Annotated in this window: 1 protein-coding gene; it reads right to left on the reverse strand. The window is 70.0% G+C overall.

The annotated features are described in order from the left end of the window. Positions 1 to 5 precede the first annotated feature (5 nt). A partial coding sequence (locus tag CVH10_RS18410) for a ZIP family metal transporter (protein ID WP_181244488.1) occupies positions 6 to 357 on the reverse strand: 352 nt, incomplete at its 5' end.

Genomic DNA, 357 nt, shown 5'->3' on the forward strand with positions numbered 1-357 from the left:
CCCGATCACCCCAAGGCGATGTCCAGGAACATCATCCCCACCAGACCGATCATCAGCCCGATCATCGAGCCCTCGCCCTTGGACTTCTCGCGCGTCTCGGGAATGATCTCGGCGGTGACGACGTAGATCATGGCCCCGGCCGCCAGACCCAGGCCCCACGGCAGGGCGCCGGGCAGCAGATCGACCACGCTGGCCCCGATCAGGCCGCCGACCGGCTCGACCAGACCCGACGCCAGCGCCGCCAGGAAGGCCGGCCAGCGGCCATAGCCCAGGGTCGCCATCGCCGCCGAGACGGCCAGCCCCTCGGGCATGTTCTGGATGCCGATGCCGACAGCCGTCGACAGGCCTTGGTGCAGG

Origin of the sequence: Halomonas sp. ND22Bw (genome assembly GCF_003011945.1) — a bacterium.
GTDB classification, from domain to species: Bacteria; Pseudomonadota; Gammaproteobacteria; order Pseudomonadales; family Halomonadaceae; genus Halomonas; species Halomonas halophila.